The following is a 22,882-nucleotide window of genomic DNA, read 5'->3' on the forward strand; positions in this document are numbered from 1 at the left end:
GTTCAGCACTGCGAAAATTGACCGGAAACCAAAAAACAAGTTCCCATAAACGCTGAAAGGTCAATACGAGCAAAATGATATTACTTTGGCGCAAGCTCCCGCAGGTGGCGTGCGACTGCAATCCATGCACCGATATACCCCAACAGCACCGCGCCAAGCAAGAGCGACAGACCGTCGGCAACTGGCACTCCGGCCAGCGCAAAATCACTGCCGTACAAACCGGCCAGTCCAACCACCGCGTCGTTCAGCCAGTTCAGGCCGAACGCCAATACGCCCCAGGAAAGAATCCCCGCACCGAAGCCATATAGCGCGCCCATGTACAGAAAGGGCCTGCGCACATAACTGTCCGTGCCGCCGACGAGTTTAATCACTTCTATCTCTGTGCGGCGGTTTTCAATATGAAGACGAATGGTATTGCCTATCACCAAAAGTAATGCAGAAACCAAAAGCACGGTCAGACCGAAGACAAAACGGTCGCCCAGCTTGAGGATGGCCGCCAGACGCTCGACCCAGACTAGATCAAGTTGCGCCTGTTGTACCTTCGGCAACTCGGAAAGTTTTTGTCGTAATGCTTCAAGCGCAGGCTTGTCGACCTCTTTCGGAGTCACCAGGACCACGCCCGGCAGCGGGTTTTCCGGCAGTTCCTTAAGGGCTTCGCCCAGACCGGACTGCTGCTGGAATTCTTCCAGCGCCTGATCGCGACCCACGTATTCGGCATCCGCTACGCCCGGCATGCCCTTGATCTGCTCACGCAACGACTCACCCTCGGCAGGGCTGGCCTCAAGTTGCAGATACAGGGAAATCTGCGCCGCACGCTGCCAGGAGCCACCGAGACGCTCGACGTTATTCAGCAAAAGTGACAGACCCATCGGCAAGCTCAGGGCCACCGCCATCACCATGCAGGTGAAAAAACTGCCGATCGGGTGCTTGCCCAAGCGACGCAAGCTGTCCAGCAAACTGGCGCGATGACTTTCGATCCAGGCGCGGAACAGCGTGGCGAAATCCGGGCCATCGTCATCGTCGCGTTTTTTCTTCTGCTGTGGTTGCGGGTCGGCGGCCTTCGGGGCCACACGCTCGGAAACCTTGGGGCTACGTGTCGCACTCATACGCCGGCCTCCCCGTCGCCGATCAATCGGCCACGCTGCAGGGTCAGCATGCGATGACGCATGCGGGCAATCAGCGCCAGGTCGTGACTGGCGATCAGCACGCTGGTGCCCAGACGGTTGATGTCTTCGAACACGCCCATGATTTCTGCCGCCAGACGCGGGTCGAGGTTACCGGTCGGTTCATCCGCCAGCAGCAAGGCCGGGCGGTGAACGATGGCGCGAGCGATGCCGACGCGCTGCTGCTGGCCGGTAGACAGGTCGCCAGGGTAGAGATCGGTTTTGTCCGAGAGCGCCACGCGCTCCAGGGCCGAGTCCACGCGCTTGACGACCTCGGCCTTGGACAGGCCAAGGATCTGCAACGGCAACGCGACGTTATTGAACACCGTGCGATCGAACAGCAACTGGTGGTTCTGGAACACCACGCCGATCTGCCGGCGCAGGAACGGAATCTGCGCATTGCTGATGGTGCTCAGGTCTTGCCCGGCCAGCAGCAATTTGCCGGTGGTCGGACGCTCCATGGCCAGCAACAGCCGCAACAAGGTGCTTTTACCGGCGCCGGAATGGCCGGTGACAAACAAGAATTCGCCCCGACGGACTCGAAAGCTCAGCTCATGCAAGCCGACGTGACCGTTCGGGTAGCGTTTACCGACCTGTTCGAAACGAATCATGAACGCTCCCGCTCGGCAAACAATGCCTGGACAAAGGGTTCTGCTTCAAAAGTACGCAAATCGTCGATGCCTTCACCAACGCCGATGTAACGGATCGGCAAGCCAAACTGCTTGGCCAGGGCGAAAATCACCCCACCCTTGGCGGTGCCGTCGAGTTTGGTCAGCGCCAGGCCGGTCAATTCGACGGTCTGGTTGAATTGCTTGGCCTGGTTGATGGCGTTCTGGCCGGTACCGGCGTCGAGCACCAACAGCACCTCATGAGGCGCGTCGGCATCGAGCTTGCCGATCACCCGGCGAACCTTCTTCAACTCTTCCATCAAATTGTCTTTGGTGTGCAGGCGACCGGCGGTGTCGGCGATCAACACATCAATGCCACGGGCCTTGGCGGCCTGCACAGCGTCGAAAATTACCGAAGCCGAGTCGGCGCCGGTGTGCTGGGCGATCACCGGGATCTTGTTGCGCTCGCCCCAGACCTGCAGTTGCTCGACCGCTGCGGCGCGGAAGGTGTCACCGGCGGCGAGCATGACTTTCTTGCCTTCCAGTTGCAGCTTCTTCGCCAGCTTGCCGATGGTGGTGGTTTTGCCGGCACCGTTGACGCCGACCACCAGAATCACGAACGGCTTGTTCTGCGAGGTGATTTTCAGCGGCTGCTCGACCGGTTTGAGCATCGCTGCCAATTCGGCTTGCAGGGATTTGTACAGCGCGTCGGCATCGGCCAGCTCCTTGCGGGCGACTTTCTGAGTCAGGCGCTGAATGATCACCGACGTCGCTTCGACGCCGACATCGGCGGTCAGCAGACGGGTTTCGATGTCTTCGAGCAGTTCGTCATCAATGGTTTTCTTGCCGAGGAACAGGCTGGCCATGCCCTCGCCAATGCTGGCACTGGTCTTGGACAGGCCTTGCTTGAGACGGGCGAAGAAACCGGCTTTGGTCTCTTCGGTACGCACAGGCTCGACTGGAGTTTCGAGGGGCGCAACCGGTGTGGCGGCAACAGGAGCGATGACGGGTGCAGGCGCAGGCGCTGGAGCAACCGGAGCAACAAATGCTGGCACTGCCGGCTCTGGAACCACTGGAGCAGGTTCGGCCACGAACACGGGCGCAACGGCTGCCGGTGCAACGACTGCCGGCTCAACTACTGGCGCCCGAACCGGCTCCGGAGCAAACGCAGTCGGGGCCGGAATCGGTGGCGTGATGTGCGGCGCTTGCTCATCTTCAACCAACGCCACCGGCTCTTCCGCTACCGGCAAAGTCAGCCACGGCGTGGCAACTGGCGTCAGCGGCAATGGGGCCGCGACTTCGGTTTCAGGTACGAGCGCGGCCGCAGGTTGCAGCACCGGCTCGGCAATCGGCGCAGGCTTTTGCTCTATAACCGGTGCCGGGGTTGGCTCAGAAAGTGGCTGTGGCTGTTCGACAACGGGTTCCTGCGGCTTTTTGCGCAGCCATCCGAACAGGCTTTTCTTCTCACCAGCCGCAGCTGGGGTCTTCTTGTCGTCGTTGGAACCAAACATGGAGGACGGCTATCTCACGGTAGCGACGCGCCAAAAGGCGCCTCGGCAAATAAATAATTCGATGCTGAACAGACTGCGATTCATCCAGCTTGTTCACGCGCAACATTTTGTCGAGGAGCCAACGGCGCCTCAAAGGTCGACTAATACGAAGGACTGGAACGGCATCGTCGGCGAAAACGCAGAGTTTAGCTGACAAACTCAAAGCTTCTGCCGGTAACCCATACAACCTGCAAGCCGATCAAAGGCTTGATAGGCGTGGCCGCCAGTAAAACGGATCAGTATCCTAGCACCCTCTCGCCCGCCGACGCTAAGACCAAGCGGGCAGCCCAACAGGTTTAAAAACGAATGAATGCTCTAGCCCGCCGCGCTGCAGGCCTGCTGCTCAGCACAGTTTGTCTGCCCCTCTCGGCCCTGGCTGCCGATCCACAACCGACCCACGAATTCACCCTCGACAACGGCCTGAAGGTTGTCGTGCGCGAAGACCATCGTGCGCCGGTCGTCGTTTCCCAGATCTGGTACAAGGTCGGCTCCAGCTACGAGACCCCGGGCCAGACCGGGTTGTCCCACGCGCTGGAACACATGATGTTCAAGGGCAGCGAGAAAGTCGGCCCCGGCGAAGCCTCGCTGATCCTGCGCGACCTCGGCGCCGAAGAGAACGCTTTCACCAGCGACGACTTCACCGCGTATTACCAGGTGCTGGCCCGCGACCGTCTTGGCGTGGCCTTCGAACTGGAAGCCGACCGCATGGCCAACCTGCGCCTGCCGGCCGACGAGTTCACCCGCGAAATCGAGGTGATCAAAGAAGAGCGTCGCCTGCGCACCGACGACAAGCCGATGTCCAAGGCCTACGAACGTTTCATGGCCATGGCCTACCCCGCCAGCGGTTACCACACGCCGACCATCGGCTGGATGGCCGACCTCGACCGCATGAAAGTCGAAGAACTGCGCCATTGGTACCAGTCCTGGTATGTGCCGAACAACGCCACTCTGGTGGTGGTCGGCGATGTGACCCCGGACGAAGTCAAAACCCTGGCCCAGCGTTACTTCGGCCCGATCGCCAAGCGCGACGTGCCACCGGCGAAAATCCCGCTGGAGCTGGCTGAGCCCGGCGAACGCAAGATCACCCTGCATGTGCAGACCCAATTGCCGAGCCTGATGCTGGCCTTCAACGTGCCGAGCATTGCCACCGCCGAAGACAAACGCTCGGTGAACGCCCTGCGCTTGATTTCCGCCCTGCTTGACGGCGGCTACAGCGGCCGCATCCCGACGCAACTGGAACGCGGCGAAGAGCTGGTGTCCGGCGGGTCGTCGAGCTACGACGCCTATACCCGTGGCGACAGCCTGTTCACCTTGTCGGCTTCGCCGAACACCCAGAAAAATAAAACCATGGCCCAGGCCGAAGCCGGCCTGTGGAAACTGCTCGAACAACTGAAAACCACCGCGCCATCCGCTGAAGAACTGGAGCGGGTACGAGCGCAGGTCATTGCCGGCCTGGTTTTTGAGCGTGACTCGATCACCAGCCAGGCCACCGCCATCGGTCAGTTGGAAACCGTCGGCCTGTCCTGGAAACTGATGGACACCGAACTCGCCGACCTGGAAAGCGTGACCCCGCAAGATATCCAGAAGGCCGCCAAGCTGTATTTCACCCGCGAACGTCTCAGCGTCGCCCATGTACTGCCACAGGAGACGACTCATGAGTGAGCGTAAAAAGTCGCGTCTGGCCCTGATCGGCCTGATCGCTGTTGCACTGATCGGGTCTGCCGCCTTCTATCTGTCAAAACCCGACGAGTCCAACGCCAGCGAAGCCCTCGACAAGGCCAAGTCCAGCCAAAAGCTGCAATCGCTGGCCGAACTCGACGGCAAGGCCCCAAGCCATCGCTCGCTGAACGTGCAGACCTGGAATACCGCCGAAGGCGCCAAGGTATTGTTCGTTGAAGCCCGTGAACTGCCGATGTTCGACATGCGCCTGATCTTCGCCGCCGGCAGCAGCCAGGACGGTGATGCACCCGGCCTGGCGTTGCTGACCAACGCCATGCTCAACGAAGGTGTGGCCGGCAAAGATGTCGGCGCCATCGCTCAGGGCTTCGAAGGATTGGGCGCCGACTTCAGCAACGGCGCGTACAAGGACATGGCGCTTGCCTCCCTGCGCAGCCTCAGTGCCGTGGACAAGCGCGAGCCTGCCTTGAAGCTGTTCGCTGAAGTCGTCGGCAAGCCGACCTTCCCCGCCGACTCGTTTGCGCGCATCAAGAACCAGATGCTCGCCGGCTTCGAATACCAGAAACAGAACCCCGGCAAACTCGCCAGCCTGGAGCTGATGAACCGTTTGTACGGCGATCATCCGTACGCACACTCCAGCGACGGCACAGCCAAGAGTATTCCCCCGATTACCCTGGCGCAGTTGCGAGCCTTCCATCAGAAAGCCTACGCCGCCGGCAACGTGGTGATTGCGCTGGTAGGCGACCTGTCGCGCACCGAGGCCGAGGCGGTTGCCGCCCAGGTGTCCGCCGACCTGCCCAAAGGCCCGGCCCTGGCGAAAATCGAACAACCGACCGACCCCAAGCCCAGCATCGGCCACATTGAGTTTCCGTCCAAACAGACCAACCTGATGATCGCGCAACTGGGTATCGACCGTGACGATCCGGATTACGCAGCGCTGTCCATGGGCAACCAGATTCTTGGCGGCGGCGGTTTCGGCACCCGGCTGATGAGCGAAGTGCGCGAGAAGCGTGGCTTGTCGTATGGCGTGTATTCGGGTTTCAGCCCGATGCAGGCTCGCGGCCCGTTCATGATCAACCTGCAAACCCGCGCCGAAATGAGCGAAGGCACCCTGAAACTGGTGCAGGATGTGCTCGCCGACTACCTTAAGACCGGCCCCACCGAGAAAGAACTCGACGACGCCAAGCGTGAACTGGCCGGCAGCTTCCCGCTGTCCACCGCCAGCAACGCCGATATCGTCGGTCAGCTCGGCGCCATGGGCTTTTACAACTTGCCGCTGAGCTACCTGGAAGACTTCATGCAACAGTCCCAGAGCCTGACCGTCGAGCAAGTCAAAGCCGCACTGAACAAACACCTGAGCACGGATAAACTGGTCATCGTCAGCGCTGGCCCGACCGTGCCACAAAAGCCGTTGCCGGCCCCTACTGACAAACCTGCCGAGCAGCCGCTCGGGGTTCCGGAGCATTAATGGCCACTCGCCCAAAAAAACCTGTCCATAACGTGCATAACGGTGTGAACCAACTGCGCATCATCGGTGGCGAATGGCGCAGCCGAAAGCTGAGCTTCCCGGATGCCCCAGGCCTGCGCCCGACGCCGGACCGGGTGCGTGAAACCCTGTTCAACTGGCTCGCGCCTTACGTCGCCGGGGCCAAGGTACTCGATCCGTTTGCCGGCAGCGGCGCGCTGTTCCTGGAAGCCTTGTCCCGTGGCGCGGCCATGGGCCAGGCGCTGGACGCCAGCAACATCGCGGTGTCCAGCCTGAAAGAACATCTGGGCACCCTGCGCTGCACCAACGGCCAGGTACAGACTGCCGACGCCTTGCGCTATCTGGAAACCCAACCGGCCACGGCGTTCGACCTGGTATTCCTCGACCCGCCGTTCAATCAGAATCTGTTGCCTGTGGTTTGCACTCTGCTCGAAGAACGTCATTGGCTGGCCGACGATGCGTGGGTCTACACTGAAAGCGAAAGCGCACCGTCGATATTGGGTTTGCCAGAAAATTGGCGCCTGCATCGGGAGCAAAAATCGGGACGTGTGTACTACGCGTTGTGGCAACGTATGGCAGGGATCGCCGGCTAGTCCGGCCTGAGAAAACGGTGCGAAGCTCAGTCAGCTAACGCTGCGGGTACGCGCCGCAGCATCGAGAGCAATCGTGTCCCATCTGCCAGAACGTTTCACCCCTGCCTTCACGCCCGCCTACGGCCTGGGTAATCCGCACTTACAAACCTTGTGGGGACCGCTATGGCGAAAAACCACACATATCGAGCGTGAGCGCGAGCGATTGTGGCTTGAAGATGGCGATTTCCTTGACCTGGACTGGCACGGCCCACACAGCGCGAATGCACCGTTGGTGCTGGTATTGCACGGCCTGACCGGCTCGTCGAATTCGCCTTATGTGGCCGGCATGCAGAAAGCGTTGGGTGCCCAGGGTTGGGCCAGCGTCGCGTTGAACTGGCGAGGCTGCTCCGGCGAGCCCAATCTGTTGCCGCGCAGCTACCATTCCGGGGCCAGTGAAGACTTGGCCGAAACCATCAGGCACCTGCGCACCCAACGCCCCCTCGCGCCGCTGTATGCGGTCGGTTATTCCATGGGCGGTAACGTGTTGCTCAAGCATCTGGGTGAAACCGGCAGCAACAGCGGTGTACTCGGTGCGGTGGCAGTGTCGGTGCCGTTTCGCCTCGATCACTGTGCCGATCGTATCAGCCAGGGTTTTTCCCAGTTCTACCAAGCGCATTTCATGCGAGAGATGGTCGCCTACATCAAGAACAAGCAACGCAGATTCCAGCACGAGGGACATGAGGATGGCCTGGCGGCATTGGAGGCGCTGGGCTCTTTGGAGAACTTGCGCACCTTCTGGGATTTCGACGGCCGGGTCACCGCACCGCTCAATGGTTTCGCCGATGCCGCGGATTACTATCGTCGCGCTTCGAGTCGTTATTTCCTTGGAGAAATTCGCACGCCGACCCTGATTATCCAGGCGGCTGACGATCCGTTTGTGTTTCCGCATAGCCTGCCGCAAGCCGACGAATTGTCCGCCAGCACTCAATTCGAGCTGCAGGCCAAGGGCGGGCATGTCGGTTTCGTCGAGGGCTCGTTCAGGCAACCGGGTTACTACCTGGAGCGGCGCATTCCCCAATGGCTGGCCGCCACAGGGCGCAAGTAAACAGTGGAAGTCGATCAGGGCGAGTCGATCCACTTCTGGCAAACGGCACCGCTGGCCGGGGTCGAGTTGTTGTCTGCGCGCTACATTGAACACCGTTTCGCCCCGCATGTGCATGACGGCTATGTGATCGGCATGATCATGGCCGGCGCCCAGCGTTATCGCTATCGCGGTGCCGAGCATCTGGCGGGCAGCGGCACGCTGGTGCTGATCAATCCGGACGAACTGCACACCGGCCACAAAGGTACGGAAGACGGTTGGTTGTACCGGGCGTTTTATCCCGACAGCGGGCAAATTCTCTCGCTGCTGGAAGAGCTAGAACTGCCGAGCGACACCTTGCCGGTGTTTGGCGCCACGCTGTACCGCGACCCGGATCTGGTGAGGGGGTTCTGCCAACTGCATCGACTGCTGGAAAGTCCATCCACGGCCCTGCAGCAGCAAACGGTCTGGCGGGAAATGATGTTGTCGCTGTTGCAACGCCACGCAGCTGTTCCGATCGCCGGCAAACCCGGCAAGGAACACCGCGCGGTGACCTTGGCCAAAGAACGGCTGCAATCGCAATTGGCGGCGCCGCCCTCGCTGGAAGAACTGGCGGCGACGGTGAACCTGTCCCCCTTCCACTTCGCCCGGGTATTCCGCCGCGCCACCGGCATGCCGCCGCACGCCTGGCTGATGCAGCAACGTATCGCTCGGGCACGGGCGTTGTTACAGGACGGCTGTCTGCCGCTGGAAGTCGCGACGCAACTGGGTTTTGCCGACCAAAGTCATCTGAGTCGGCAATTCAAGCAGGTTTATGGCGTTGGACCGGGAGCGTATCGCAGCGCGCGGCAATTGCCCGACCATAGATGACAACGAAGATCCAAATGTGGGAGCAGGCCCGCTCCCACATCTGCTCTGCGCTTACTCGCCGGTGGCGACGCCTCGTGCAGGGTCGTTGATCCACTCACTCCACGAACCGGCATACAACGCCCCCAATGGATAACCCGCCAGGCACAGGGCGAACAGGTTGTGGCAGGCCGTCACGCCGGAACCGCAATACGCGACCAGCTCCGTCGGCGAACGATCACCGAGCTTCGCGGCAAACCGCTGCTTGAGCTGATCGGCGGGCAGAAAACGCCCGTCGCTGCCCAGGTTTTCTGTGAACGCGGCGCATTGTGCGCCGGGAATGTGCCCGGCAATCGGATCGATCGGTTCCACTTCGCCCTTGAAGCGCGGCAGGGCGCGGGCGTCGAGCAAGGTCAACGCGGGCTGGCCGAGACGTTTCTGGAGCTGTTTGGCGCTGAGCACCAGCGAAGCATCCGGCGTCCCGGTGAAGGTGCCGCGATTGATCGACGGCGGATCAAGACTCAGGGGTAATCCGGCGGCATGCCAGGCTTTCAGCCCGCCATCGAGAATGAACACACCGTCGCGCTTGCCCAGCCAGGCCAGCAACCACCAGGCCCGCGCCGCGTAGGCGCCTGGACCGTCATCGTACAAAACCACTTCGCTGTCGGCATTGATGCCCCAGGCTTGCAGGCGCTCGATCAGCTTTTCGGGTTCAGGCAACGGATGACGCCCGGTAACCCCCTTGACCACCGCCCCGCTCAGATCACGCTCGAGATCGGCAAAACTCGACCCGGCAATATGCCCTTCGGCATAACTGCGCTGACCATAATCCGGGTCTTCGAGGGCAAAACGACAATCCAGAATCACCAGCCCCGGGGTCTCCTTTTTCAGGTCCAACGCTTGCGGGCTGATCAGTTGCGCAATGGGCATAACGGGCTCCTGTGATGTTGTCAGTCTTGAATCCTAATGCACTTCTTCCAGCGCCTGGGCCAGTGGCACGTAAAATTCGTCGAACAGCGCATTTACCGCGTCGCGCGATTGATCGGTGACGAACCCGGCCTCAAGCACCAACACCTGATACACGCCGCGCTTAATAGCCTGTTCGCTCAAGTGGTTGGAGTTTTCCCGCGTGGTGCACAGAAACCGCACCCACGACGTGAGGATGATCCAGGCGTTCAGCGTCAGGGACTCGATCTGAACCTTATCCATGTTCAGGATGCCAGCGGCGACGAACCCTTCGTAAATGGCGGTGCCCTGGATCAGGCAGCGCTGGGAAAAGCGCCGGTAACGGGCGGCCAGCTCGGGATCGCTGTCGAGCAAGTGCTCGAGGTCGCGATGCAAAAAACGGTAACGCCACATGGCGGCGAGCAATTCCTTGAGGTAGAAGCGCTTGTCTTCGACCGTCGCGGCGCGGCCCTGGGGTGGGCGCAGGAAGCTGTCCACCAGGCTTTCGTACTCACTGAACAGCACAGCGATGATCGCCTGCTTGTTGGGGAAGTGGTAGTACAGGTTGCCCGGAGAAATCTCCATGTGGGCAGCAATGTGGTTGGTGCTGATGCTGCGCTCGCCCTGCTGATTGAACAGCTCCAGGCTGTTCTGCACGATGCGCTCGCTGGTTTTGATCCGAGGGGCCATGGCTTGAGCTTTAATTCAGAGTGCGGTGACGGGCATCTTACGACCTATCCGCGGGTGGATAAAACAAAGCTGCGTCAGGATGTCATTTGACTTTTTAGAGTACTGACTCTAAAAATCCCCTCATTACAATAAATCCGGAGCCGACCATGCCTGCTGACATCGCCTACCTGAAGAACTTGCAGCAGCCTCTGGACGAGCTCCAAACCCTGTTCGATGCTCAACGCGCTGCGTATACAGGCAACCCGATGCCGCCGGCAGCTCAGCGCCAACAATGGCTAAAGGCATTGCGGGACCTGTTGAGCAATGAGCGCCAGGCCTTGATCGACGCCATCAGCCAGGATTTCAGCCACCGTAGCGCCGACGAAACCCTGCTCGCCGAATTGATGCCCAGCCTGCAAGGTATTCACTACGCCAGCCAACACCTCAAAGGCTGGATGAAGGCCTCGCGGCGTAAAGTCGACATCGCCTTTCAGCCCGCGTCGGCCAAAGTCGTTTATCAACCGCTGGGCGTAGTCGGGGTGATCGTGCCGTGGAACTACCCGCTGTATCTGGCCATCGGGCCACTGGTGGGGGCGCTGTCGGCGGGTAACCGGGTGATGCTCAAACTCAGCGAATCGACCCCCGCCACCGGTTTGCTGCTCAAGGAATTGCTGGGGCGGATATTCCCTCAAGACCTGGTTTGCGTGGTGCTCGGCGAGGCCGACATCGGCGTGGCGTTCTCCCGGTTGCGCTTCGATCACCTGCTGTTCACCGGCGCCACCAGCATCGGCAAACACGTGATGCGCGCCGCCGCCGAGAACCTGACTCCAGTGACCCTCGAACTGGGCGGCAAGTCCCCGGCCATCGTTTCCCGCGATGTGCCGCTCAAGGATGCCGCCGAACGCATCGCTTTCGGCAAGACCCTCAACGCCGGGCAAACCTGTGTCGCCCCGGACTACGTGCTGGTGCCGGAAGACCGCGTCGGCTCCTTCGTCGAAGCCTATCGCCAGGCAATTCGCGGGTTTTATCCGACCCTGGCCGACAATCCGGACTACACCGCCATCATCAATGACCGACAACTGGCGCGGCTCAACGGTTACCTCAGCGACGCTACCAGCAAGGGCGCGCTGCTGATTCCGCTGTTCGATCAGGGCCAGGGCCGACGCATGGGTCATAGCCTGCTGCTCAACGTCAGCGACGACATGACGGTGATGCAGGACGAAATTTTCGGCCCGCTGTTGCCGATCGTCCCCTACAAGGATCTCGATGAAGCATTTGCCTACATCAACCAACGGCCTCGTCCGCTGGCGCTGTATTACTTCGGCTACGACAAGCGCGAGCAAAACCGCGTTCTCCACGAAACCCATTCCGGCGGCGTATGCCTCAATGACACCTTGCTGCACGTTGCCCAGGACGACATGCCGTTCGGCGGCATCGGCGCCTCGGGCATGGGCCACTACCACGGCCATGAGGGTTTCCTGACCTTCAGCAAGGCCAAGGGCGTGCTGATCAAACAGCGTTTCAATGCGGCGAAGCTGATCTATCCGCCGTACGGCAAATCCATTCAGAAACTGATCCAGAAGCTGTTTATCCGCTAACGATCAACACCGCCGGGTAATAACAATAATGAGCCCAAGCCTGTCCGACACACCCGCGCTGTCACGGCGCGGCCTGCTTAAATTCAGCCTGGGCGCCAGCGCCTTTCTGGCCACAGCCGGATTCGGCGCGAGCCTCAGCGGCTGCTCGTCGAGCACGGCGGCCAACGGTTTCGCGACTCTGCGCAGCGGTGACCTGTTGTTTCTGCGGGCACTGATCCCGGTAATGCTCGACGGTGCCGTGATCGTCGAGAAAATGCCGGCCGCCGTCGAAGGCACCCTCAAAAGCCTGGATTACAGCCTCGATCACCTGTCTGCGGAAATGCTCAAGCTGACCCGGCAATTGTTCGATGTGCTGGGGATGGGCATCACCCGCGGCCCACTGACCGGGATCTGGGGCAGCTGGGAAAACGCCAGCAGCGAAGCCATCCGACATTTTCTCGACCGTTGGGAAAACAGCTCGTTGAGCCTGCTGCGCATGGGCCATAGCTCGTTGCTGCAAATGGTGATGATGGCGTGGTACAGCCGGGCGGAGTCTTGGGCGCATTGTGGGTATCCGGGGCCGCCTACGGTCTGAAACCGTGGCGTCCCTTTCGCGGGCAAGCCGCCTCACCATCGCACCCAAAACATAACAACAAGAGAACCCGAACATGCCCGTACCCGATCCGTTTCGCGAAGGCCTGGCCCGTGGCTGGAAAACCTATAACGGTTCGCAATTGCCCCAGGACCTGACCCTCGAAGCGGATGTGGCGATCATCGGCAGCGGTGCCGGCGGCGGAACCACCGCCGAAATCCTCAGCGCCGCAGGCTACAAGGTCTTGCTCATCGAAGAAGGCCCACTCAAGACCAGCAGCGACTTCAAGATGCTCGAAGATCAGGCCTACACCAGCCTCTATCAGGAAGGCATCGGGCGCATGAGCAAGGACGGTGCGATCACCATCCTCCAGGGCCGGGCGGTGGGCGGTACCACGCTGATCAACTGGACTTCGAGCTTTCGCACCCCGGATCAGACGCTCGAACACTGGGCCAAAGAACATGACGTCGTAGGCCACACACCGGCCGAGATGGCGCCCTGGTTCGAGAAAATGGAACAACGCCTGGGCGTCGCCCCGTGGCTAGTGCCGCCCAACGCCAACAACGACGTCATCCGCAAAGGCTGCGAAAAACTCGGCTACGCCTGGCATGTGATCCCGCGCAACGTGCGCGGCTGCTGGAACATCGGCTACTGCGGCATGGGTTGCCCGACCAACGCCAAACAATCGATGCTGGTCACGACCATCCCGGCGACCCTGGAAAAAGGTGGCGAGCTGCTCTATCTGGCACGCGCTGAAAAGTTGTCGATCAAGGACGCCAGGGTCACGGGTCTGCACTGTGTGGCGATGGATGAGCGTTGCGTTGCCCCTACCGGACGCACAATCACGGTCAAGGCACGGCATTACGTGCTGGCCGGCGGCGGGATCAACAGCCCGGCGCTGCTATTGCGTTCAGAGGCGCCGGATCCCCATGAGCGACTGGGAAAACGGACGTTCCTGCATTTGGTCAACATGTCCGCCGGGCTGTTCGACGAGGTGATCAACCCGTTCTACGGCGCGCCGCAGTCGATTTATTCCGACCATTTCCAGTGGCAGGACGGCATCACCGGCAAGATGTCCTACAAATTGGAGGTCCCACCGCTGCACCCGGCGCTGGCCACCACCCTGCTCGGTGGCTTCGGCACGGAAAACGCCCGGCACATGGAAAACCTTCCGCATACCCACGCCATGCTGGCATTGCTGCGAGACGGCTTTCACCCGGACAGCTCCGGCGGCAGTGTCGAATTACGCAGTGACGGCACGCCGGTGCTCGACTATCAGGTTTCATCGTATGCCTGGGACGGGTTGCGTCGGGCGTTCCATAGCATGGCCGAGATCCAGTTCGCCGGTGGCGCCAACGCCGTGATGCCGATGCATGCCGACGCCCGTTACGTCAGAACCCTCACCGAAGCGCGTGCCTTGATCGATGGATTGAGCCTTGAGCTGTATCGCACGCGCCTGGGCAGTGCTCATGTAATGGGCGGTTGTGCCATGGGTGAAGACCCGAAAAACGCCGTGACCGATAGCCTCGGCCGACATCACCAACTGCACAATCTATCGATTCACGACGGCTCGCTATTCCCCACCAGCATTGGTGCAAACCCACAATTGTCGGTCTACGGACTGACGGCACAACTGGCGAATTCACTGGCCCAGCGTTTGAAAAACCCATGAAAACGAGGAATATTCCCATCGTCTATAGTGCTTTCTTACCCAACAGGCGACTTGGCCGACCGGGAAGGCTGCGATACCATCCGACTCCCCAACGGACTCCCGCCAGGACGACGCGATGAACCGAGTGTTGTACCCAGGTACCTTCGACCCTATTACCAAGGGCCATGGCGATCTGGTCGAACGCGCCTCGCGCCTGTTCGATCACGTGATCATCGCCGTCGCCGCCAGCCCGAAGAAAAACCCGCTGTTTCCCTTGGAACAACGTGTGGAGCTGGCCCGCGAGGTCACCAAACATTTGCCGAACGTTGAAGTCGTCGGCTTCTCGACGCTGCTCGCGCATTTCGCCAAAGAGCAGAACGCCAATGTATTCCTGCGTGGTTTGCGCGCGGTGTCGGACTTCGAATATGAATTCCAGCTGGCCAATATGAACCGCCAACTGGCACCGGATGTGGAAAGCCTGTTTCTTACCCCGTCCGAGCGTTATTCGTTCATTTCCTCGACACTGGTCCGTGAAATCGCGGCCCTGGGCGGCGATATCACCAAGTTCGTCCACCCGGTGGTGGCCGATGCCCTCACCGAACGCTTCAAAAAGTAGGCGCTGCCGAAGGCTGCGATCTGCTGCACTTGATCGCGCCCGCGTGCACTGCGGGCGCCAATGCGGCACAATTGTGCGCATTGGTTTATTGCGCCAGGGCCTGCCGCCCCGGCTGGAGTTAGCATGTCCCTGATCATCACCGACGATTGCATCAACTGCGACGTCTGCGAACCCGAGTGCCCGAACGCCGCCATTTCCCAGGGCGAAGAGATCTACGTGATCGACCCGAACCTGTGCACGCAATGTGTCGGCCACTACGACGAACCGCAGTGCCAGCAGGTCTGCCCTGTGGATTGCATTCCACTGGACGAGGCCCATCCGGAAACTGAAGAACAGTTGATGGAGAAGTACCGGAAGATTACCGGTAAGGCTTGAAAGCCTGGAAAGATCGTCCGAAGGCGGCCCGAACCTTCGGACGATCTTTTTTATGCCTCACTCCCGCTGCTCAAACCCTTCCCCGACGCACCCCAGACACCGCACAAACGCCGCTTTCGCCGGGTCGACCACCAGCGCCTGCCCTGCATCGCCAATGCCGCCGCCCAGCGCGGTAAATGGCAGCGACACCACAAACGCCCCGGCACCGATCACTGTCGCCACCACCAGCAACGGTCGGGCAATCAGCAGATCGCCAAGCATGGCGTAGGCCGGTGGATTCTGGATGGTGTAACGCGGGTCGCCGCTGCCGTTCTCAGTAGCCAGCGTGGGCGCAGCGATGCTCAGCAGCAGCGTGACGACAAGGGTTCGAAACAGATTCATGGCACGGTCCTTCGGCTAGGCAGTGAGAACACTGACTATAGACCGTAGCCGATATCAGCTCTGACAGCGCGGACAAAAGACGCTGGCGCGCTGCCCGAGTTTGACTTCCCGCAGCCCCGTGCCACAGACCTTGCAGTGTTCACCGCCACGGCCGTATACGAACAGCTCCTGCTGGAAGTACCCCGGCTGGCCGTCGCCGCCGATAAAGTCCCGCAACGTGGTGCCGCCCCGTTCGATGGCGAGCGCCAGGATGCGCTTGATCTCGATCGCCAGCTTCAAATAACGCCCCCGGGAAATGCTCTTGGCCTCGCGGCGCGGGTCGATGCCGGCAGCAAACAGCGCTTCGGTCGCGTAGATATTGCCGACGCCAACCACCACCGCGTTGTCCATGATGAACGGCTTGACCGCCATGGATCGCCCGCGGGACAGCTGGAACAGACGTTCGCCATCGAACAGATCGGTCAACGGCTCCGGCCCCAGGCGAACCAGCAGTTCGTGATTCAGCGGGTCCAGACTCCAGAGCATCGCCCCGAACCGACGCGGGTCTGTGTAACGCAGGGCCAGGCCCGATTCCAGCTCGATGTCCACATGCTCATGCTTGGCCGCCGGCAAGCCGGCTTCCACCAGCCGCAGATTCCCCGACATGCCCAAATGGCTGATCAACGTGCCGACTTCGGCATTGATCAGTAAATACTTGGCCCGCCGTTCCACCAGCACGATGCGCTGGCCCGACAGCCGCACATCCAGGTCTTCGGGGATCGGCCAGCGCAGACGGCGCTCACGCACGATCACCCGGCTGACGCGCTGGCCTTCCAGGTGCGGTGCAATTCCGCGGCGGGTGGTTTCGACTTCCGGCAGTTCTGGCATGGGGCTCTCGAATCAGGCGAGGTTCGACACTCAACGTGTGGCGAGGTCGCGAATTTCTTGTTTCTGGGTTTCGAAATCGTATTCCGATAGACCGATGTAATCGAGCACCAGATGCCCGACATTGTTCCATTCGTGGTCTTCGGCCTGGTTGCCCAACACCCGATAGGAGGCGCAAATGTGCTCGGCCATCTTCAGGATTGCCAGCAGGTTTTTCAGCGGCGTATTGCGGCATGACTCATCGCTGAAAATGGCCAGGGCATTGTGATGGTTGGCAATGGCCTGGGTGACATGTTCCGGCAGACGCCAGGACTTGGCGGTGTAATACCCGACCACGGCGTGGTTGGTGTTGTAGTGCTTGTTCTCGGTATCCACCACGCGGCATTCGGCGCTGGCGTTGGCATAGGCCTGTTCCAGCACTTTCATGTAATCGGGGAATTTCTTGAGCATCAGCGGAATGCCGCAATCGTGGAACAGGCCCAGCGCATAAGCTTCATCGCCGGCCTGGACACCGACGCGCTTGGCCAGGCTCAGGCAGGTCATCGCCACGTCCTGCGCCGTGTCCCAGAAACGGTTGAGGGTGACGATGGTCTCGTCGTTCAGCTCACCCTTGATCGACTGCGCGTTGATCAGGTTGATGATCGAACGACTGCCCAACAGGTTTACTGCACGCTGGATCGCGGTGATCTTGTTACTCAAGCCGTAGTACGGCGAATTGACGATTTTCAGCAAGGCGCCGGAAAGGCCAGGGTCCTGGGAGATCAGCTTGGCGATCACCTCCAGGTCCGGGTCGGGCATATATTGCTCCATCTGCAGATCCACCATGATCTGCGGCTGGGCCGGCACACTGATGCCTTGCAGGGACTGTTGAATCTGTTCAGAAGACAGCTCTTGGGACATAAGTACGCACTCCGGGTCAGGCGGGGATTCTAACCCTTAAAAAGATCGATCCGACAGCCAGTCAAACTCAATCCATATGTGTGCGGGCCCGCGATGGCGCCATGCGCGTTTCATCGTCCGTCAAACCCGCCACTCCCTCAACACGCTATACTCCCGCTCTTTTTTCCGGAGCGACGTCATGTCCCTGCCTAGCCTGCGCCTCAAAGCCAACGCCGACCGACGCCTGCGCAACGGTCACCTGTGGGTCTACAGCAACGAAATCGATGTAGCCGCCACCCCATTGCACGGCTTCAAGGCTGGCGATCAGGCGATCCTCGAAGCCGCCGGCGGCAAGCCGCTGGGCATCGTTGCCATGAGCCCGAACAATCTGATCTGCGCCCGCCTGCTGTCGCGCGACATCAAGTTGCCGCTGGACAAATCGCTGCTGGTGCATCGCCTGAACGTCGCCCTGTCGCTGCGCGATCGCCTGTTCGACAAGCCGTTCTATCGTCTGGTCTATGGCGACTCCGACCTGCTGCCAGGCCTGGTGGTCGACCGTTTCGGCGACATCCTGGTGGTCCAGATCGCTTCGGCGACCATGGAAGCTCACAAAGATGACGTGATCGCGGCCCTGACCCAAGTGCTCAAGCCAAGCGGCATCCTGTTCAAGAACGACTCCGCAGCCCGTGACGCCGAAGGCCTCAACCGTTACGTCGAAACCGTGTTCGGCCTGGTGCCGGAGTGGGTGGCGCTGGAAGAAAACGGCGTGAAGTTCGAAGCGCCGGTCATCCAGGGCCAGAAAACCGGCTGGTTCTATGACCACCGCATGAACCGCGCGCGTCTGGCACCTTATGCCAAAGGTAAACGCGTACTGGACTTGTACAGCTACATTGGTGGCTGGGGCGTGCAAGCGGCCGCCTTCGGCGCCAGTGAAGTGTTCTGCGTCGATGCGTCGGCCTTCGCCCTCGACGGCGTCGAGCGCAACGCCGCACTGAACGGTTTCGCCGAAAAAATGACCTGCATTGAAGGCGACGTGTTCGAAGCCCTCAAAGAGCTGAAAGCCAGCGAAGAACGTTTCGACGTCATCGTGGCCGACCCTCCTGCATTCATCAAACGCAAGAAAGATATGAAAAACGGTGAAGGTGCCTACCGTCGCCTGAACGAACAAGCCATGCGCCTGCTCAGCAAGGACGGCATCCTGGTCAGCGCATCGTGCTCGATGCACCTGCCGGAAGACGATTTGCAGAACATCCTGCTGACCAGCGCCCGTCACCTGGACCGCAACATCCAGATGCTGGAGCGCGGCGGACAAGGCCCGGATCACCCGGTTCACCCAGCCATTGCCGAAACCCGCTACATCAAGAGCATTACCTGCCGTCTGCTGCCAAACAGCTGAGTACGCCGGTTTGACGGGGAGCCGACAGGCTCTCCGTCAGCCATTCTGACGCTGCGACATCTCCTCTCCCGCCCCATCGTCTTACTCTTGCAGTCCTACAAACTTGCAGGACGTTTCCCTGCACATTTGATTTGAAAGAATATAACTTACAAACTTTCTCCAACCCCAAGACTGCTCCGACAAAATTACTGGAATATTCCTACTTGATCTCCCCTTGATAAGAGCCCATTAAAGCCTATGATTGAGTTGTCACCTCGAAGTGACACTCACTATCAAATGACAAGGAGTCAACAACATGAAAGCAATTACTCTGGAAGCTAACAAAATCGCCAACCTGGCTTTTCTGGTTGCACCAAAAGCCCGCTAAGTAAATGAGACGCTGGGGAGTGCCGGCTACCCAGCGTGTTCTATGGCACCCGTCCAGAGCGAACCGCCCACCATGCAGATAAACCCATATCTATTCATACTTCCTCGCACGCCCGGCCAAATAGTCTGGGATTACAAAAATCACAAACAATTTGAACTAAGCCTTGAATACTCAAGCAGACTCACGCAACTAATCAACAACCCCGAACTTTATAACGACAGCAACATAGTTGACACTCAACTCCTGAACGCAGGAATACTGACAACATCAATACAAGGTACTGTTGAATGGGGCTGGGATGAACTGTCGAAGATATTCCATATCGGTACCAAAAACATCCCCTGCGAACATGTTCCTCAGGATATTCATGAATGGTCCAGACACTACCTGGATCACTGCACCGAAGTGCTGGCCGCTCCTGCGCCGAGCAACCGGCCCACAGAACGCCAGGCGCGGGAGCTGATTGGCCTGCCAAAGCCTTCCTGCCTGCCGGAAGGGTCTCTTGCCAACGTCCTGATCGGCCGAAAAACCTGCCGCACCTTCACGGACGCAGCAGTTTCACTGGAAGCTATCGGCACGCTGCTTTACCTGTCCCTTGGCTACTTGCATGAGCGCGAAAACGATGTCGACGAAACCCTTGTCGAAGGTCTCGATGCCCGGCGCAGCAGCCCATCCGGTGGCGGGCTGAATGCCTGCGAAGGCTTTCTTCATGTACACAACGTCAGCGGCCTGAAACCCGGGCTCTACGCCTATCACCCCACCGACCACGCCTTGAGTTTCGTCAACCCGACACCTGACTCACCACTGGGGCAGTTGCTGTGTGGACAGCACTTCATCAACAACCTGCCCGTGGGCCTGTTCATCACCAGTCGGTTCGACAAGCTGTGGTGGAAATATGAACACTCGCGAGCCTACCGAATGGCCTTCGTGGAAGCAGGGCATATTTCTCAAACATTCCAACTGGTGGCCACTGCACTGGGGTTGAACACCTGGCTGACGGGGGCGCTGGCCGATGATCAGGTCGAGGTCTTGCTGGGGATCGAGAACAGCGCGGAACAACCTTTGTTTTTTGTCGGCTGTGGCTACAGCGACGGACAAGTGATGTGCAAGGAATTGAAAGATCTTCTGAGCAGTCGGGAGCCGCAACAATGACCACTCCCATCATTGCCCCGTTGGAGCAGCCCGTGTCCTGGGCTCATCGTTACACCCTGGGCGACTGGAATACCCGTGCGTCAGTGCGCACCAGCGAACACGACTATCTATTACCACCAGACCTGGAACAGCAACTGGAAACGCGCCACTGGTTTCCTCCAGGCTTCCTGGCTTACCTGACTCACCCGGCCATCCAGGCGGCAGGTCAAACCGTCATCCATCGGTTGTCGGCCAATCATCTGGTGTACTTCCTCGACTACACCACCTTGCTTGAGCACCGCATCGTCAACCGCTCCGTGGAAACCATCATCCATGATGAACTGAACGTCCACATTCCCGCACGAATGAAGACCGCCGCGCTTCAGCTTTATACCGACGAGGGTTATCACGCCCTGTTTTCCAACAGCCTTGCCGAGCAAGTAGCCAGTTTCTACGGGATCAGCCGACGTCCGGTCATGCCCCACCGCATCATGCGATTGAACGCCCTGCTTGACGGCGCCCCAGAAAGATACAGGGCGCTGGCCTGGTTCCTCGTCGGGTTCGTGTCGGAGACGATCATTGCCAAGGAACTGCTCGATGTCTGCCGTAACGACCTGGTTTCCAGCGTCCAGGCAATGCTCAGGGATCATCTGGCGGACGAGGCGCGCCATAGTCGCTATTTCTCTGAAGTGTTCCATTACCTGTGGCTGACGCTGAACAGCCCTCAACGCACGTTTGTCGCCAAAGCGCTGCTGGACATCATCCGGATGTTCTTCGAAGCCGATGAGCGATGGATGCGCGAAAGCCTGCTCAGCGCGGGTCTTGGCGAGACCTCCATCACGGAAATTCTTGGCGGACTGACCAGCCCCCAAGCCACCCATCAACGGGCGCGATCCGGTGCTGGCGCAACGCTTCAGGCGTTAAAAAAGGCTGGTTTCTTCGACCTGCCCTCCAACCAGCAACTGTTCATGAAGGCAGGGCTTATCGATGGCTGAAGGACAATCCGCAGTAACCGCCGGACAACGTCGGGGAGCGGTCAGCCTGTTGTTGGCCATGGTGCTGCTTGGCGTGTTCCCGCTGGATGTCCTGCTGCCCTCTTTCCCGGCGCTCGCCGAACACTTTCGCAGCACACCCGCCGACATTGCGCTGTCGATCAGTCTGTTTGCCGTCGGCATAGCGGTCTCCCAACTGCTGATCGGGCCGCTGTCGGATGTGATCGGGCGCAAAGGACTGTTGCTCGCTGGAATAACCATCTCGATGCTGGGTGCAGTGGGCTGCATGCTGACCACGGACTATGTTCACTTCCTGTTGTTCCGTGTGATTCAGGCACTCGGCTGCGGGTGTTTCGTGCTGTCACAAGCATTGATCCAGGACCTGTTCGAGGGCGAGGAGCGTGACCGGTTGCGGATCCTGATGGTGACTGCCACCGGCGTTTTCATCTCGGTCTCACCGTTGGCCGGCACGTTCCTGCAAGCCACGCTGGGCTGGCAGGGCAGCTTTGTGGTGTTTATCGCACTGGCTGGAATAGTACTGCTCAAGGCCTGTTTTTTTCTCGAAAACACTCGGCCTGCGGCAACCAGGGCGCTATCGAATATCTTCCAGCCCTACCGCCGGGTCTTGTGCGATGTCGACTTTCTGTCCTACTGGCTGATTTCAGCCTTTGCTTTCGCCTGCCATTTTTCCTTCATCGTGATTTCGCCGCTGATTTTCATGGATCGACTGCAGCTATCGGCCTATGACTTCTCCCTGGTCCTGCTGGCATACGGCGGCGCCTACATTATCGGCGGCATGGTTGCGACGCTGCTGGGTAAACGTCTCAGTCCCGGCCATCAAGTCATCAGCGGGCTGAGCCTGATCCTGCTGTCCGGCCTGATCATGCTTTACCTCTCAAGCCACTTTGCGTTGTCCCCGATCACCGTCCTGGTACCGATGCTCATCTGTACCGCCGGCACCACCATTGCCCGACCGGCCGCCACGTCCAAAGCCATGAGCCTGTTCCCTGAAAATGCGGGAACTTCGGCGTCGGCCGGCAGTACGGTGATTTTCATCTGTGGCGGGTTGATCAGTGCGCTCATCAGCCTGAGCCCGGCCAACCTGCAATCCACGCTGGGATACAGCTTTATCATCCTGAGCAGCGTGGCGCTGGTACTCAACAGTCGTATCCATAGCCGAGCCAAGAGCCCGGGAGCCAGCCCAAGCGTCGAATAATCCTGCCAGTCGTCATCCCACACGCCCCGTCAGCACTGGATCAACGTTTTCCGGCATTCCCTCCTGACGCCAGCGGTGTAGAATCGCGAGATTCATCGCCAGTCATCCCCCGGCGGGTTTATGAGCTCAAGCTGAAGCGCGCGGCGATCCCGCAAAGTTATCGGCAACTTCCGGACACACGGCCATTTCTGAGTGTTCCAGACGTCAATAGAAGCTCACTTCCCTTTTGATACCTGATTTGCCGCCCG

22 protein-coding genes are annotated in these 22,882 nt (G+C 59.8%); 14 read left to right on the forward strand and 8 right to left on the reverse strand.

Translation table 11 applies throughout. The annotated features are described in order from the left end of the window. Nucleotides 1-80 precede the first annotated feature (80 nt). The 3 genes from ftsX to ftsY are packed head-to-tail and all read right to left on the reverse strand — an operon-like array spanning nucleotide 81 to nucleotide 3,282. A complete protein-coding gene (gene ftsX, locus LOY28_RS27875) occupies nucleotides 81-1,106 on the reverse strand; it encodes a permease-like cell division protein FtsX (protein WP_018928695.1) in 1,026 nt (341 codons plus the stop codon). Continuing rightward, nucleotides 1,103-1,774, reverse strand: coding sequence for a cell division ATP-binding protein FtsE (gene ftsE, locus LOY28_RS27880; RefSeq protein WP_018928694.1), 672 nt, complete (start codon nucleotides 1,772-1,774; stop codon nucleotides 1,103-1,105). The genes ftsX and ftsE overlap by 4 nt, the downstream gene beginning before the upstream one ends. Beyond that, a complete protein-coding gene (gene ftsY, locus LOY28_RS27885) occupies nucleotides 1,771-3,282 on the reverse strand; it encodes a signal recognition particle-docking protein FtsY (protein WP_258612795.1) in 1,512 nt (503 codons plus the stop codon). Before ftsY ends, ftsE begins: the two co-directional genes overlap by 4 nt. Before the next feature lie 345 nt (nucleotides 3,283-3,627). Here ftsY and LOY28_RS27890 point away from each other — a divergent pair, with 345 nt between their 5' ends. From LOY28_RS27890 to LOY28_RS27910, 5 genes are all read left to right on the forward strand, one after another. Beyond that, on the forward strand, nucleotides 3,628-4,983 hold the full coding sequence (locus LOY28_RS27890) for a pitrilysin family protein (RefSeq protein ID WP_018928691.1): 1,356 nt from the start codon (nucleotides 3,628-3,630) through the stop codon (nucleotides 4,981-4,983). Further along, the gene (locus tag LOY28_RS27895; RefSeq protein WP_138866446.1) at nucleotides 4,976-6,466 is read left to right on the forward strand and encodes a pitrilysin family protein; all 1,491 of its coding nucleotides are present in this window, start codon (nucleotides 4,976-4,978) and stop codon (nucleotides 6,464-6,466) included. The genes LOY28_RS27890 and LOY28_RS27895 overlap by 8 nt, the downstream gene beginning before the upstream one ends. Then, nucleotides 6,466-7,077 carry a 16S rRNA (guanine(966)-N(2))-methyltransferase RsmD gene (gene rsmD / locus LOY28_RS27900; protein WP_018928689.1) on the forward strand — a complete coding sequence of 204 codons (612 nt, stop codon included), beginning with the start codon at nucleotides 6,466-6,468 and terminating at the stop codon, nucleotides 7,075-7,077. The genes LOY28_RS27895 and rsmD overlap by 1 nt, the downstream gene beginning before the upstream one ends. 73 nt (nucleotides 7,078-7,150) lie before the next feature. Next, the gene (locus tag LOY28_RS27905; RefSeq protein WP_018928688.1) at nucleotides 7,151-8,161 is read left to right on the forward strand and encodes a hydrolase; all 1,011 of its coding nucleotides are present in this window, start codon (nucleotides 7,151-7,153) and stop codon (nucleotides 8,159-8,161) included. Between the two features lie 3 nt (nucleotides 8,162-8,164). After that, nucleotides 8,165-9,007, forward strand: a complete 843-nt coding sequence (locus LOY28_RS27910; protein WP_258612796.1) for an AraC family ligand binding domain-containing protein — start codon at nucleotides 8,165-8,167, stop codon at nucleotides 9,005-9,007. 51 nt (nucleotides 9,008-9,058) lie between these two features. On the opposite strand, the gene LOY28_RS27915 is transcribed toward LOY28_RS27910, so the two are convergent. Further along, on the reverse strand, nucleotides 9,059-9,913 hold the full coding sequence (locus tag LOY28_RS27915; RefSeq protein WP_086944402.1) for a sulfurtransferase: 855 nt from the start codon (nucleotides 9,911-9,913) through the stop codon (nucleotides 9,059-9,061). 33 nt (nucleotides 9,914-9,946) lie between these two features. Then, a complete protein-coding gene (locus LOY28_RS27920) occupies nucleotides 9,947-10,618 on the reverse strand; it encodes a TetR/AcrR family transcriptional regulator (RefSeq protein ID WP_018928685.1) in 672 nt (223 codons plus the stop codon). A gap of 146 nt (nucleotides 10,619-10,764) precedes the next feature. Here LOY28_RS27920 and LOY28_RS27925 point away from each other — a divergent pair, with 146 nt between their 5' ends. The 5 genes from LOY28_RS27925 (at nucleotide 10,765) to LOY28_RS27945 (ending at nucleotide 15,408) form a co-directional block, all read left to right on the forward strand. Then, nucleotides 10,765-12,195 carry a coniferyl aldehyde dehydrogenase gene (locus LOY28_RS27925; RefSeq protein WP_258612797.1) on the forward strand — a complete coding sequence of 477 codons (1,431 nt, stop codon included), beginning with the start codon at nucleotides 10,765-10,767 and terminating at the stop codon, nucleotides 12,193-12,195. Nucleotides 12,196-12,223: 28 nt separating this feature from the next. Further along, nucleotides 12,224-12,769, forward strand: a complete 546-nt coding sequence (locus LOY28_RS27930) for a twin-arginine translocation pathway signal protein (protein ID WP_258612798.1) — start codon at nucleotides 12,224-12,226, stop codon at nucleotides 12,767-12,769. Nucleotides 12,770-12,842: 73 nt separating this feature from the next. After that, on the forward strand, nucleotides 12,843-14,438 hold the full coding sequence (locus tag LOY28_RS27935) for a GMC family oxidoreductase (protein ID WP_064620972.1): 1,596 nt from the start codon (nucleotides 12,843-12,845) through the stop codon (nucleotides 14,436-14,438). Nucleotides 14,439-14,553: 115 nt separating this feature from the next. Further along, a complete protein-coding gene (gene coaD, locus LOY28_RS27940) occupies nucleotides 14,554-15,033 on the forward strand; it encodes a pantetheine-phosphate adenylyltransferase (protein WP_007939322.1) in 480 nt (159 codons plus the stop codon). A 123-nt stretch (nucleotides 15,034-15,156) separates the two neighbouring features. Beyond that, the gene (locus LOY28_RS27945; RefSeq protein ID WP_003195146.1) at nucleotides 15,157-15,408 is read left to right on the forward strand and encodes a YfhL family 4Fe-4S dicluster ferredoxin; all 252 of its coding nucleotides are present in this window, start codon (nucleotides 15,157-15,159) and stop codon (nucleotides 15,406-15,408) included. 57 nt (nucleotides 15,409-15,465) lie between these two features. Here LOY28_RS27945 and LOY28_RS27950 read toward each other — a convergent pair whose 3' ends face one another. The 3 genes from LOY28_RS27950 to LOY28_RS27960 are packed head-to-tail and all read right to left on the reverse strand — an operon-like array spanning nucleotide 15,466 to nucleotide 17,499. Further along, entirely contained in the window at nucleotides 15,466-15,789 is a 324-nt protein-coding gene (locus LOY28_RS27950; RefSeq protein ID WP_064620976.1) for a hypothetical protein, read from the reverse strand. 54 nt (nucleotides 15,790-15,843) lie between these two features. Further along, nucleotides 15,844-16,656 (reverse strand): bifunctional DNA-formamidopyrimidine glycosylase/DNA-(apurinic or apyrimidinic site) lyase, encoded by an 813-nt coding sequence (gene mutM, locus LOY28_RS27955; protein WP_018928680.1) that lies wholly within the window; start codon nucleotides 16,654-16,656, stop codon nucleotides 15,844-15,846. Between the two features lie 30 nt (nucleotides 16,657-16,686). Beyond that, on the reverse strand, nucleotides 16,687-17,499 hold the full coding sequence (locus LOY28_RS27960; protein WP_167331192.1) for an HDOD domain-containing protein: 813 nt from the start codon (nucleotides 17,497-17,499) through the stop codon (nucleotides 16,687-16,689). 232 nt (nucleotides 17,500-17,731) lie between these two features. Here LOY28_RS27960 and LOY28_RS27965 point away from each other — a divergent pair, with 232 nt between their 5' ends. The 4 genes from LOY28_RS27965 (at nucleotide 17,732) to LOY28_RS27980 (ending at nucleotide 22,634) form a co-directional block, all read left to right on the forward strand. Next, the gene (locus tag LOY28_RS27965; protein ID WP_017341306.1) at nucleotides 17,732-18,928 is read left to right on the forward strand and encodes a class I SAM-dependent rRNA methyltransferase; all 1,197 of its coding nucleotides are present in this window, start codon (nucleotides 17,732-17,734) and stop codon (nucleotides 18,926-18,928) included. 439 nt (nucleotides 18,929-19,367) lie between these two features. Continuing rightward, on the forward strand, nucleotides 19,368-20,447 hold the full coding sequence (locus LOY28_RS27970) for a SagB family peptide dehydrogenase (protein WP_026331822.1): 1,080 nt from the start codon (nucleotides 19,368-19,370) through the stop codon (nucleotides 20,445-20,447). Then, nucleotides 20,444-21,421, forward strand: a complete 978-nt coding sequence (locus tag LOY28_RS27975; protein WP_258612799.1) for a diiron oxygenase — start codon at nucleotides 20,444-20,446, stop codon at nucleotides 21,419-21,421. The genes LOY28_RS27970 and LOY28_RS27975 overlap by 4 nt, the downstream gene beginning before the upstream one ends. Then, nucleotides 21,414-22,634, forward strand: coding sequence for an MFS transporter (locus tag LOY28_RS27980; protein WP_258612800.1), 1,221 nt, complete (start codon nucleotides 21,414-21,416; stop codon nucleotides 22,632-22,634). The genes LOY28_RS27975 and LOY28_RS27980 overlap by 8 nt, the downstream gene beginning before the upstream one ends. The last annotated feature ends 248 nt before the right edge of the window (nucleotides 22,635-22,882 follow it).

The organism is Pseudomonas sp. B21-017 (assembly GCF_024749245.1).
Lineage (GTDB): Bacteria > Pseudomonadota > Gammaproteobacteria > Pseudomonadales > Pseudomonadaceae > Aquipseudomonas.